Below are 13,170 nucleotides of genomic sequence, written 5' to 3'. Positions count from 1 at the left end.
TCATAAAGACAAGGTAAGACTAATGAAGCCATGGAGACACTGATTGAATATTCCGGGCCGGATCTATACCAAAATGCCTGTGCCGCTTTAAAAAGCACGAACTGGAAACAAGCCAAAGAACTTTTTGCTGAATTTCTAAAAGATGAAGAACTGCCCGAAGTACTTGAAAAATACGCATGGGCAGCCTGGTGGCTAGGAGAAGGACGAGAGACCATGATAGCAAGGGAACGTGCTTATGCCATATATCGAAAAAAAAACGATTTCCTAAGTGCTGCCCGTTCTGCTCTATGGATTGCCTCGGATTATCTTGATTTCAGAGGAGACACAGTGATCTCTAATAGTTGGAGACTTCGTGCCGAAAGACTACTACAAGACCAAAACCCTTCACCCGAACATGGTTGGTTAGCCCTACAATACGGCGCACATGCAATCGAATTAGAACATGAACCGGTTAAAGCTATCAATCACGCCAAGTATGCAGTGAGCATTGGTCGAGAACTTGGAGTTATCGATTTGGAAGTGGTTGGAATGGCAATAGAAGGTTTGTCAATGGTCTGTTTGGGAAATATTGAAACTGGCATGAGCCTGCTTGATGAAGCAGGCTCGGCAGCTTCTACCGGAGAAGTTCAGGAATTGTATTCCACTATCTGGACATTTAGCTATTTGATCTTTGCCTGCGACCGAATAAGGGATGTAGAGCGTGTAGAACAATGGTGCGAAAAAATGAAAGAGCTTTCCCAAAGGGTTAATTTCCGGTTCAAAATGGGAATTTCTCATGCATACTATGCCGGTGCTCTTATTTCGCATGGAAAATGGTCTGAAGCAGAAACTAAACTCCAGGAATCACTAATGGATTTGGAAAACAGCCGACCTCCATATATTGCAGAAAGCATTGCACGTCTGGGAGAACTACGGAGAAGGCAGGGAAAGCTGATGGAGGCAAGAAAATTATTTGAACAAGCCGCGTTTCACCCGATTGCCATATTGGGAAAGGCTGAATTGTTGATTGATAAAAATAAAGACTTTCTAACAGCTGGAGAACTTGCCCAGTACTACCTACGCACGCTGCCCAGTGCTAATAAACTCCTGATGATTCCGGCACTTGAACTTCAGGTGAAAATTTTTGCAGAAACAGGGAAATACGCTCAGGCAGAAAAAGTCTACCGAAGCCTGAAAACTATCGCTGAAGCTATTGATACCCTGCCAATAAACGGTTCTCTTAATTATACGGGAGGATTATTGGCACTCTGTAAAAAAAATTACAAAAAAGCACACAAACTGTTTCAGGAGTCTGTTTATAGTTTCAGCAAATGCTCCCTTATTTTTGAAACAGCTACAGCCAGGCTAGGTCTGGCACAAGCATTATCAAAGCTTGGCAGAAATTCGACTGCCCAGGAAGAAGCCCTAATTGCCCTGGATTTCTTTACAGGAATTGGAGCCCTTATTGGAAAAAAAGCGGTAAAAAAAATTCTTACAGATCTGGAAAAGAACTTAGGGAGAAAAAAAGCCTGTTTTGGAAATTTGGGTACTGAATTGACCAAGCGCGAGGTAGAAGTGCTTCGACTTGTTGCCAATGGTAAAACAGATAAACAAATCGCTGATGTGCTTTTCCGGAGTGTACACACTGTTCATCGACATATTTCAAATATCCTAATTAAACTAAATGTACCATCCAGGTCAGCCGCCGTTGCGGCGCTGGCGGGAAATGAGGGTTTATAAACCCAACTCCAATACTTTGGATTGATAAACAAAGCTTTACGGGACAATTTTTACGACAACGATTATATGGCCGGATCAGGCCATTCTTTTTATCCTCAATAATATGGCCTTTTTCGGTGAGACAACTGAGTCCTGTTGATTGGTATATTCATGACTGATGGTTTTTCGTCTTTATGCTCATTGGCCCCTTAGTACCAAGAATGGAATCATCGGAGAACCTTCAGTAGACTTTCTTGGAAAGTCAAAACAACAGTTGGGAAGTCTTATCCCTAATCGGATACTGCTTGGGCTACAAAGGAAGGGATTCCTCTGGTTGACGTGTTGGTTAGCGTGAAACCGCGATAGCTTGGTGAAATTTCACCCTTGGTTCGTGCATCAGGTGAAGTGCCCAGGTGGCATTCGGATTCAGGAAGTCCCTTTTAAATGAGAAAGTTTGACCCTTCTGGGCGGATTGTTTCGCACAACGCCTCGGAGGGGAGGTCGACGTGGGTAGGCATTACACTCAACAAAATGGGGTATTTCGGCCTTGCACGTCTAAATGGTGGGTTTATATCATTCGAAAGAAGCCGATAAGCCAGTAATGCAATACTAAATCAATTTCAAATCTTTCAACCTAACAAAAGAAATATCATGGACACTCGAAAGTTAATTCAACAGACCTTGGATGCATTTAACCGACACGATGTTGGGGCGATTGCCGAAGCATACGACAGGGATGCAACCAGTTACGATCCTCAGTACGAAAATCCCCTCCGGGGTCGTGATGCCATCGTTAAGGATATGGCCGATTTCATCCGGGCTTTCCCTGATGTACAGGGGAAAATAACCAGCCCTATCTTGGTAAGCGAAAATGCAGCCGCTTTTGAAATGGAGGTTACGGGGACACATAACGGACCCCTCGTTAGCCCAAACGGTGATATCCCCCCAACCCACAAAACCGTTTCGTTCAAAGTCGGAAGGTTTGTTTATCTGACGCCGGAAGGAAAATTTAATTCCTGCAACCGTTATTATGATATGCTGAGCATAATGGCACAGCTGGGATTAATGCATGAACATGCATGATCTATCAAGAACAGTTCATTACTTTTTAATGGAAAGGACTTTCCCCTCTCCAATAGGGGTTTTGCCTCCTTTGCTTACAGTGGAAAGGCCACCGAACTGGGACCATTCCGCGAAGTCAAAAAAATAGAAGCATTACCCATTGTCCGGCAGGGTGATTGAAAACACTCTGCCGGATTTTTTTTTCGCGATCCAATAAGGGAAAAGCTTAGTCAAATTGTCTTATAGATTGGATAGATTACCCATTTTAGCTATATTAGTTAAAGTTGGATTATGCATTGGCATTCGAACCGATGGCACAAAATGCAACAAAAGCATTCACATTGGAGATTGGGGCCCAGTGCCGCTACATTAGTTCGAAAAGCGAAGTAATACGGATGATTTTAGGGTATTTTGAGTCCGTAGGGGGTTTTGCAATGCATATTCCAGATTAAAACCATGATATGCTATGGCCTATCTCAGAAATGCACTACCGCAGCTTACTGGCAATCTTTTTCTGACCGATGGAGGATTGGAAACTACCCTTATCTTTTTGGATGGGTTGGAGCTTCCTGACTTCGCAGCATTTCACCTATTAAAGTCCAAGGAAGGCGAGCACCTACTCCGAAGGTACTATCTCTCCTATGCCGAGCTCGCAAAGAAATTTAAAACCGGATTAATATTGGAAAGCGCTACTTGGCGGGCTAATCCGGACTGGGCATTTAAACTCGGATATACCAGACAGGAGCTGGCAGAGGTCAACCGAAAAGCAATTCATCTTCTGGACGAAATTCGAAAAAAGTATGAAAGCCCGGATATGCCGGTGGTGATCAGCGGCTGCATAGGACCCAGGGGTGACGGATATATTCCTTCCCTGGTCATGTCGGTAGAGGAAGCCATACAATACCATACAGCACAAATAACCGCATTCTGCGAGACCAATGCCGACTTGGTCACTGCTATGACCCTGAACTATGCAGAAGAAGCCATCGGAATTGCCTCGGCTGCCAAAGAATTTGAAATCCCTGTTGTCATTTCATTTACAGTGGAAACAGACGGGCATCTTCCAACGGGACAAACATTAAAAGATGCCATCGAGCAGACGGATCGTGCCACCGGATTTTATCCTACCTATTACATGCTGAATTGTGCGCATCCCTCACATTTTGAAAGTACGCTGAGGCCGGGTGAATCCTGGATGCGCCGGATAGGCGGAATCCGCGCAAATTCCTCCAAAAAAAGCCATGAGGAGCTCAATGAATCCACCGAACTGGATATCGGGAACCCCGAAGAACTCGGTCAGCATTATGCCAGACTGACAAAACTTCTTCCTCAATTCAATATCATGGGCGGATGCTGCGGGACCGACTGTCGCCATGTAGAACAAATTGCCATTGCTTGCACCCCGCTGTTTCAAGGCTTCACAAAATGACATTCCTGTCTTAGGTCAATCGATACCAGAGATTGAGGTTTTTGAGATTAATAAAAAAGACTAATTAGAACACAAAAATAGTTTGAGTCTGAAAAATTTTAGGAATTTCAATCTACTTCTAAAATTCAAAACACATATTTTTTCATCGATGTCCGGCCTGCTGGACTAAATAGATCTCCTGACATCGGTCCCCGAATTTCTTTGTGGCAGGCTATCCTACACACAACACCCGACAAATTTTCTACTGAATTCTTTCGCCTTTTCCATATCTTATCGTTTCAAAACCACCGATTAAAAGATGAAACGATTTTTATCCCTCCTGCTCCTTCTCAGCAGCATCACCGCCCATTCCCAAACTTTCGATACTTCCCTCCCTCTGAAATACCGAAATATCGGTCCCTTCCGTGGCGGTCGCTCGGTCACTGCCACAGGAGTGGTCAACGATCCTTTGACCTATTACTTCGGTACAACCGGAGGCGGGGTCTGGAAAACTTCCGATGCAGGACAGCATTGGGAGAATATCTCTGACGGATTTTTCACCACAGGTTCGGTCGGTGCAGTTGCAGTGGCCGAAAGCAATCCAAATATTGTCTACGTCGGTATGGGCGAGCATGCGCCACGTGGCGTGATGACCTCCTACGGTGATGGCATGTACAAATCTACGGATGCAGGCAAAACCTGGAAGAAGCTTGGTTTGGAGAAAACCCAGCACATCTCCCGAATCCAAATTCATCCTACAAACCCCGATGTGCTTTATGTCGCAGCTCAGGGAGCTTTGCATGCACCAAATGAAGACCGGGGCGTGTATAAGTCCAATGACGGTGGCTTGACTTGGGAAAAAGTCCTTTTCGTAGATTCCAAAACCGGGGCAGTCGAACTCTCTATGGACATGAATTATCCTGAGATTCTGTACGCTGCGATGTGGGAGCACCAGCGTCTGCCTTGGCAGGTGATCTCCGGAGGTCCGGGCTCGGGATTATATAAATCCACCGATTCCGGAAAAACCTGGAAGAAAATCCATAAAGGTTTGCCAGAAGAAAAAGGAAAAATGGGTATCTCGGTCTCCCGCGCCAATTCCAATAAAGTTTATGCCTTGATCGAAAGCGATACCGAAAAGGACTTAGGTGGACTCTTCGTCTCCAATGATGCGGGCGAAAGCTGGACCCTGATAAACAAAGGCAACGAACTCACCCAGCGAGCTTGGTACTACATCGAAGTGTTTGCAGATCCGATCAATGAGCACAAAGTCTATGTTCAAAGCGCACCATTCTTGGTTTCGATCGATGGAGGAAAAACCTTCGAAAACATCGATGGAGCACACGGCGACTACCATGACCTCTGGATCAACCCCAAAAACGCCAACAACATGATCCTTGCCGATGACGGCGGAGGATCGATTTCCTTCAATGGCGGTAAAACCTGGTCTACCCAAAGCAATATGCCAACGGCCCAAATGTACCGCATCAACACAGATAATCAGTTTCCCTACCGCATTTACGGAGGTCAGCAGGACAATACTTCAGTGGTGATTTCCAGCATTGGCTTGGGCCGTGGTGGGATTTCTCAGGAACACTGGAACTACTCCGCAGGGGGTGAAAGCGCCTTCCTGGCATTCGATCCAGATGATCCTCGATACGTCCTCGGCGGCAGCTATCAGGGCACGATCGAGGTCCTGGATATGGAGTCTCAGGGTTCTACCAACATTATGGCTGCCCCGATTCAATACCTTGGTATGGATGCTAAAGACATGAAGTACCGGTTCAACTGGAATGCACCGATCATCTGGTCGCAGCACGAACCGAACACCTTCTATCATGCTGCACAAGTCCTGCTGAAAACTCAGGATTGGGGCAAAACTTGGACGGAAGCATCACCCGATCTGACCCGCAATGAGAAAGAAAAGCAAGGCAAAGGCGGTGTGCCCTACACCAACGAAGCCGTGGGCGCTGAAAACTACGGAACAATCGCCTATGTGATCGAAAGCCCACACGAAGCCGGAGTGATCTGGACAGGAAGCGACGACGGACTCGTCCAGCTTACCCGTGACAATGGAAAAACCTGGACCAATGTCACTCCAAAGGGTCTGACCGAATGTCTGGTCAATGCCATTGAGGTTTCCCCTCACGATCCAGGTACGGCTTACATCGCGACGACCCGCTATAAATTCAACGATTACACGCCGGGTCTTTACAAAACCACCGATTACGGGAAGACTTGGACCAATATCTCCAAGGGCATTCCTTACGGAGCCTTCACCCGTGTGGTGAGGGAAGACACGAAGTTGAAAAACCTGCTTTTTGCAGGAACCGAAACCGGCATGTACATCTCCAAGGATGGAGGCGCCAACTGGAGTTCCTTCCAACTCAACCTGCCACTGACTCCGATCACTGATCTGAAAGTAGCGCATGACGATCTGATCGTGGCTACCGCCGGACGTTCGTATTGGATTTTGGATGACCTGAATCTAGTGCGGGAGATCAAGCCTAAAGCTGATAAAATCACGGTTTACACACCTGAAGAGACGATTCTGGGAACTTGGAGCAGTGCGATGAACGGCAACCTGGATGGATTCAAAGGAACAAATCCTTTTGTGGGAATCAATCCTGCCAGTGGCATGGTGATCTACTACCACCTTCCGGAGACCCTGAGCGATTCGACCGCTTTGACCCTGGAGATTTTGGATGAAAAGGGAAAACTGGTGCGAAAGATCAGTTCAAAGAAAAACCCCGACTTCCATTCCTATCCGGGCGGACCTTCACCCGAACCTATCATCGCTGTGAAAAAAGGAGTCAACCGCTTCGTGTGGGATCTCCGCTACCCTACCATGCCCGGGGTTCCAACTGCATACATTGAGTCCAGCTATCGGGGACACAAAGCCATTCCGGGCACCTACACGCTGAGGATTAGTTCGGGTGCAGAAACTGCCGAAGCCAAAGCCATCCTCAAAGATATTCCCGGCTACAACATGACCCAAGCCGAATACCAAGCCTACCACGAGTGGATGAGTAAACTGGAAGCTGAAGTCACCACCATGCATACCCTGGTCAATACAGCCAAGACCTATCAGGACCAACTTGCCGAATTGCTGAAAAAACTGGAAGTCAATGCCGAGTATGTTTCCCTGAAGACCGAAGGCGAAAAGCTGATCAAGGAACTGAAAGCCTGGGATGAGGACATGATACAACGCAAATCCACCGCCTACGATGATGTGGAGAACTTCCCGAATAAGTTCACAGCCAACTTTATGTTTATGTTAAACCATGGAGAAAGCAGCATTCCAAGGATCAACGAAGGCACAAAAGCCCGATACACTGAACTGCTGGAGCAATGGAAACCAGTGGAAACAGAAGGCAAAAGACTGATCGAAATAGCCGTGCCTGCATTCAACAAGCTGGCGACTGAGAAGGGTGTGGGGGTGTTGTTTGTGAAGTAATCAATTGCAAATTGAAAAGGATAGTTGGGTATAGTTTGTAACTGCACCCAGCTTCCAACTTAACTTCAGAGGTCTGTAAAGAATCTACGCCTAGAGGGGTTTATTTCTTTAGGATTCCATATCAAATTTTCAAATTATGATCACAGAGCATAAAAAGGGAGTAATCGAATTTATCGAAACCGTTTATTTAAAAGAAATGATGGATTTGGTTGAATACCCAGAAGCACCATATTCAAAATTCTTGATCATAATACAAGGCATTGAATTTCTAGGAGCTTGTCAGGACAATCATATTTTTGAAAAAGAGGGTTTGTCAAGAAAAAGATTTAGAAAGGGAATGGTATTGATGGGCGAAAAATATTGTGATTTTTTGGATGAAGTAAACGAAATATGCTTTTATAGAGACTTCAGGTGTCCAATGATTCATCAATTTAAGCATAACCAAAAAAAGATAACATTGGCGACTAAAGCGGGTATTAATTATGAAGAATTGCATTTAACAAAAAATGAAAATGGTCAATTATATATCGTTTTGGAAGACTTTTATGCGGATATTCAACAAGCAGCGCAACTTTTAATTGAACAAATTAACCAAGGAAAATACAATTTAGAAAAGCTTTCGGAACCCTACCTTACGATTCACAAAATAGAAGAAATGAGATTTATTAGCTCATAATGCCAGCTTGAGTGTAGTTTGCCGCATCCCTAAGCGTAGTTTGCAAAACGCTCTTCTTTCAAAAAGAATTTGTAATCGCTACCCATCTAGGAGTGGGCTCCTCATATTTAAGACCTTAACACCAATGTATAAAATTCAAACTAAATAGAATAGTCCTAAACCTAACTTCAATCGATCATCCATTTATCTGTAAATTACGGAAAAAACGAGCGTATTCATGAAATTCATTCTGTCCATTTTCTTTTTTCTTCCATTTTTGTGTTTAAGTCAAGTTGCCAAAAATGAAATTTACCCTCTAGATATTCCTGAATTTGAAGTTAATTCTGGTGAGATCATTTACAGGGAAATTTTTGAATTTCAAGCCGACCAAAAGAAACTTCATTCAATCGGTCTAAAAACAATTAGTGAACTTTATCGAAGCTCAAAGTCAGTAATAGATCTAAATGACTTAGAAAATGGGATTCTTGTAGTAAAAGGAAATCTTCCTTTGCAAGCTAACGGATATTATGTCCCAATGGGGAACTATCTACCTTTGAAAGTTACCTACACCCTAGAACACGTTTTAATGATTGAGTCAAAAGACAGCAGAATTAGAGTAACTCTGGACAAGTTTAAATTCATTTCAGCGGTTACTTCAGATGGCCAAATCACTACATTTAATCAACCAAACAATTTAGATGAACAATATATCAAAAATTATAAAAATCTAATTCTAAATGAGAAGGCGAAAAAAAGAGAGAATGCCAATTTTTACAACATGAGCGTAATTTTAAACGAGTTAAATCAAATATCACTTATTCTTTTAGATCAAATCCAGGAAAATTATACTAAGAACTTAAAAGATGATTGGTAGGTAATAGGGGAAGTTTGAAAAAACCTCGATCTAAGAGTAGTTAGCTTGCCTTGCTTCTAGGACCCCACTCAGTGTCTGATCGAACTTCAAAGGTGATAATTAGAACCTACGCCCCGCGGGGTAATAAAAAGTGAAAATCTCCCCCCCGTCTGAGCGTAGTTTGACGCTGGCTTGAGCCCCCGAGTGTAGTTTGGCACTGGCCTGCGCGTAGATCCCCCTCCCTGCAAGCTGGCCTCTCGCTAAAAAGCTTCACTGAAGCTTTTACAACGCTCGATCCTGCCTTTCTATCAAAACGAATTTGTAATTCGCTACATCTATTCCAAATGAATAGTTGACTAACCCAACTGTGAATTCAGCTCCGAAGGAGCCCAACCATTCATAACCGCGGGTGCAGCCCGTGGTAAAACCTATAAACAACGAATAAGAGCCCCGAAGGGGTGAAACTAGTTTTTCACGGCATAAAATCACCCAGTCTGACTGTAGTTTGGCCTTATAGCCTAGGCCCCCCTCTGAGTGTAGTTTGAGACTGGTCTGGGCGTAGTTTGCAACTACGCTCCTCTATCCAAACGAATTTGTAATTCGTTTCACCTGCTCCAAAAGACTAGTTAACAAATCCAATAACGGAATTCGGCTCCGAAGGAGCTTAACCATTAATGACCGCGGGTGCAGCCCGTGGTAAAACCTATAAAAATGAGCAAGAGCCCTGAAGGGGTGAAACTTATCACTTGTTTTCATAAAATCATCCCTTCAGGGCTCCCAGTACTTATTATCACTTTAACCCACGCCTCCTTTCAGTCACCGGTGGTCATGGAATTCACAATCCTTCGGATTTTCTCTAAAGTCAAAGTGCCATCAAATCTTTTGTTCATTGGTGACTCAGCTCCGAAGAAGCCCAACCATTCATGACTGCGGGTGCAGCCCGTGGTAAATCCTGAAAACAACAAAAAATAGCCCCGAAGGGGTGAAACTAGTTTTTCACGGCATAAAATCACCCAGTCTGACTGTAGTTTGGCCTTATAGCCTAGGCCTAGATATTAACTTTTATAACTAAGCCTTTCTATCAAAACGAGTTTTATAATAATTGAAAATCCTATGTAAAAGTGATCCGGATTTCATTCAATAATACAATCTGGATTGAATCCAGCATTCAATTGAATTTCAAATCTCCTTAGGGTAACAGATTTTTTGATTTTTACTTACAATTACTTTTATACCTCATCCTTGGTAGTTCTGACTAGGCTAATGCCAGCTATGAAAAATAATAGACCTAATGATCCAAACACAATCATTTCTTTAGCGCCTGCTGATTCATTGGCAAATGTGACAGCGGCATAAATAAGTCCTACTATACCCAAAATTGTAAGTATGGCTCCGAAAATTCTTTTTAAGTTCATAAGTAAGAAATATTACAATTCGCCTATATCCACAATCATGCCAGCAAGGATAACTTGAAGTAGGTAGCTTTCGGCAGTGGGGTACGCAAGCACAACGGTATTGCGATTGACTGCCTGCCCCACTTGCCTCTTGTTATTTCACTTTCCTGCATTCCAGTCTTTGGCTATCACGTAATCGGCATCATGGAAGCTTTTTTTATGATCAATCCTGCTCGACCAGCATTTCGGATTTTTAATTCGGAGAAAATGATGCAATTTATTATTTAAAGACCATATAGCCTGTTCTGTCCACCTCAGCGGATCAGGAGAATGCACTGGATAATATCATCATCCTGTGTGAGTTCTAATTTTCATAGGCATTTCTAAGGATCTTACCTCAATATCTATCAACTAATAAACCATGTCAAGAACAAGGCGAAAACTTAACGACAGTGCAAGCAAGATGATGAGTGGGGTTGTCCAAATACTTGTAGAGGGCTACATAGAAGAGGATATACAATCTGTTTTAAATCCTTCGATCAAGATTCCCGGGGTTTGGTCAGGATCTGGATTCTTCGTGAAATATAAAGATCTCGAAGGCTATATGGTGACTAATGCCCATGTCGTACGAAATGCTGTCAAGGTCGAAATCAGTTCTATGCTAACCAGCCAAGAACGTTTTGATGCAGATGTGGTTGGCTTGGTAAAACAGCTGGAACCAGATGTTGCTTTAATCAGACTGACAGACAAAGAGTTGATCCGATTTAAGAAACTTGCCATTAAAGATATCGAGTACTTGGAATTAAAGGAAGGAAGAAGCCCTTCACGCGGTGAGGCAATCAAGGCAATTGGGTATCCTATGGGCATGATAGAACCCAATATTACCGGCGGTGAGATCACCAACTTTATTTCAGGTTCAGAATACACCACCGAACGATTTGTAACCAATGCAGCCATCAATCCGGGGAACTCAGGCGGGCCGAGTATCAACGAAGACGGAAAGGTGATAGGGCTGAATACAGCTGTGATGATTGATGCGGAAAACATCGGATTTATCACTCCAGCCAGTTTCGTGAAAATTATCATCGAAAACCTACTGCTGCTTAATGAACCTCACTTTGCGGATATCGGTGGGAAAGTGCAAAAAAATGCCGAAAACTTTAATCCGCTATTGAGACAGTCACAAGCCAAAGGGGTGATCGTCTCCAAAGTATTGGCAAATGGATTTCTGGAAGCCGCCAAAATTCAGCCGCGGGATGTAATCCTTTCCATCAACGATGTTGAGTTTGACCGGCATGGAATAGTCATTGGAAAGGAGGGTTTATACAGGCATAAAAACATTTATGACGTAATGAAGCTGGTTCCTATCGGTGAATCTACAGAGATTATTTACCTGAGAGATGGGGTGATTCATAAGACCAAAGCCCTCGCCATGCGAAATCCAGAAAAAGGCATTACCTCCATCCCCATCTTAAATGACAGAAAGTATTTGGCAGTATTTGGCATGATCATTCAACCATTGAGTTTTGAGATCATCCAAGTGATCAAGGAAGTAGATCCCATTGCACAGCTTGAAATGTTGCAAACCATTGATCAAGATAAACCCATGCTGGTCGTTACTCACATTTACCAAGGAAGCCAAGCTGATGAGATGGAATGGCCGCTTGGCGAACTGATCATCAAAGCCAACAATCGAAGAATTCATACGCTCGACGAGTTAAATGCAATATTGAAAAAAAATCAAGGTGGCGCGGTGCTGATAGAATGTCGCAGTGGTACACTAGGTTATTTTCAAGTTAACGACCACCGCTAGGCTTGGAATACTGGCCTAAGTGTAATTAGCCAAGCCTGTGTGTAGCTTGAGGCTTGCCCGAGCGTAGTTTCCAAATCGCTCGACCATCATTACGAATTTGTAATTCGCTTTAGAACAAATTACAATACCTAGGCATAGCCTGGCTCATTATGGATCTGTATTCCTTTCCTGGTTTAGAGCTATAATTCTACTTTTATCTTTTGAAATATTCCATCAAAGTATATGCTTTTGATACATACAAACTCTTCGCAAAATGAAAACTCTTTCTCTCAAACTTGATGATCAGATCTTTCAGGAAACTGAAGAAGTAATCGGAGCACTGGATAAGCCCCGAAATCGGTACATCAATGAGGCACTTCAATACTACAACCGAATCCAAAAAAGAAAGCTGCTCTCCAAGCGACTTGCCTTTGAGTCCAATCTTGTAAGCGAAGAATCGATGAAAGTACTTTCGGAATTTGACGATATAGAGGAGTATGACTACTAAAAAAAATGAGATTTGGCTCGCAAATCTTGACCCAAGATTTGGTACTGAGGCAGGAAAAACCAGCCCCGTTCTTATCATCCAAAGTGACCTGCTGAACAAATTTCACCCCTCCTCCTTAATCTGCCCCATTACCACGAATGTAAAACCCGAAAGCAAAATTCTGAGGGTTTAGCTCGAAAAAGGTGTCGCAGGAGTCAATGAAGACTGCGATGTGATGATTGATCAAATCCGGGCTATCGACAACAAAAGACTGCTTAAGAGAATCGGAAGTCTGTCAAACGAACTCTCTCAAAAAGTCAAGGAGAACCTTAAAATTGTATTGGATCTGGAGGATTGATCCCCACCT

Annotated in this window: 9 protein-coding genes and 1 pseudogene; 9 read left to right on the top strand and 1 reads right to left on the bottom strand. The window is 43.6% G+C overall.

Annotation, left to right across the window (positions count from 1 at the left end):
* The first annotated feature begins 30 nt into the window (after positions 1-30).
* The 6 genes from Q8M62_RS05165 to Q8M62_RS05140 all read left to right on the top strand — a co-directional run bounded on the left by Q8M62_RS05165 (position 31) and on the right by Q8M62_RS05140 (position 9,151).
* Entirely contained in the window at positions 31-1,719 is a 1,689-nt protein-coding gene (locus Q8M62_RS05165; protein WP_304898979.1) for a helix-turn-helix transcriptional regulator, read from the top strand.
* Between the two features lie 630 nt (positions 1,720-2,349).
* Positions 2,350-2,781 (top strand): ester cyclase, encoded by a 432-nt coding sequence (locus Q8M62_RS05160; protein ID WP_304898978.1) that lies wholly within the window; start codon positions 2,350-2,352, stop codon positions 2,779-2,781.
* Between the two features lie 445 nt (positions 2,782-3,226).
* Positions 3,227-4,189, top strand: coding sequence for a homocysteine S-methyltransferase family protein (locus tag Q8M62_RS05155; RefSeq protein ID WP_304898977.1), 963 nt, complete (start codon positions 3,227-3,229; stop codon positions 4,187-4,189).
* Positions 4,190-4,487: 298 nt separating this feature from the next.
* Positions 4,488-7,622, top strand: a complete 3,135-nt coding sequence (locus tag Q8M62_RS05150; RefSeq protein WP_304898976.1) for a glycosyl hydrolase — start codon at positions 4,488-4,490, stop codon at positions 7,620-7,622.
* 136 nt (positions 7,623-7,758) lie between these two features.
* Positions 7,759-8,298, top strand: coding sequence for a hypothetical protein (locus Q8M62_RS05145; RefSeq protein WP_304898975.1), 540 nt, complete (start codon positions 7,759-7,761; stop codon positions 8,296-8,298).
* Between the two features lie 217 nt (positions 8,299-8,515).
* Positions 8,516-9,151, top strand: coding sequence for a hypothetical protein (locus Q8M62_RS05140; RefSeq protein ID WP_304898974.1), 636 nt, complete (start codon positions 8,516-8,518; stop codon positions 9,149-9,151).
* A 1,208-nt stretch (positions 9,152-10,359) separates the two neighbouring features.
* On the opposite strand, the gene Q8M62_RS05135 is transcribed toward Q8M62_RS05140, so the two are convergent.
* A complete protein-coding gene (locus tag Q8M62_RS05135; protein ID WP_305668048.1) occupies positions 10,360-10,545 on the bottom strand; it encodes a hypothetical protein in 186 nt (61 codons plus the stop codon).
* 400 nt (positions 10,546-10,945) lie between these two features.
* Between Q8M62_RS05135 and Q8M62_RS05130 the strand changes: the two genes are divergently transcribed.
* The 3 genes and pseudogenes from Q8M62_RS05130 (at position 10,946) to Q8M62_RS05120 (ending at position 13,161) form a co-directional block, all read left to right on the top strand.
* Complete coding sequence (locus Q8M62_RS05130; protein ID WP_304898973.1) at positions 10,946-12,337, top strand: S1C family serine protease; 1,392 nt, start codon at positions 10,946-10,948, stop codon at positions 12,335-12,337.
* A gap of 253 nt (positions 12,338-12,590) precedes the next feature.
* A complete protein-coding gene (locus Q8M62_RS05125) occupies positions 12,591-12,824 on the top strand; it encodes a hypothetical protein (protein ID WP_304898972.1) in 234 nt (77 codons plus the stop codon).
* Positions 12,814-13,161 (top strand): annotated as a pseudogene (locus tag Q8M62_RS05120) (type II toxin-antitoxin system PemK/MazF family toxin). Before Q8M62_RS05125 ends, Q8M62_RS05120 begins: the two are co-directional and overlap by 11 nt.
* Positions 13,162-13,170 lie beyond the last annotated feature (9 nt).

Origin of the sequence: Algoriphagus sp., from assembly GCF_030694375.1 — a bacterium.
GTDB lineage: Bacteria > Bacteroidota > Bacteroidia > Cytophagales > Cyclobacteriaceae > Algoriphagus.
The sequence above is the reverse complement of the archived record's forward strand: the minus strand, read 5'-3'. Positions and strand labels throughout refer to the sequence as shown.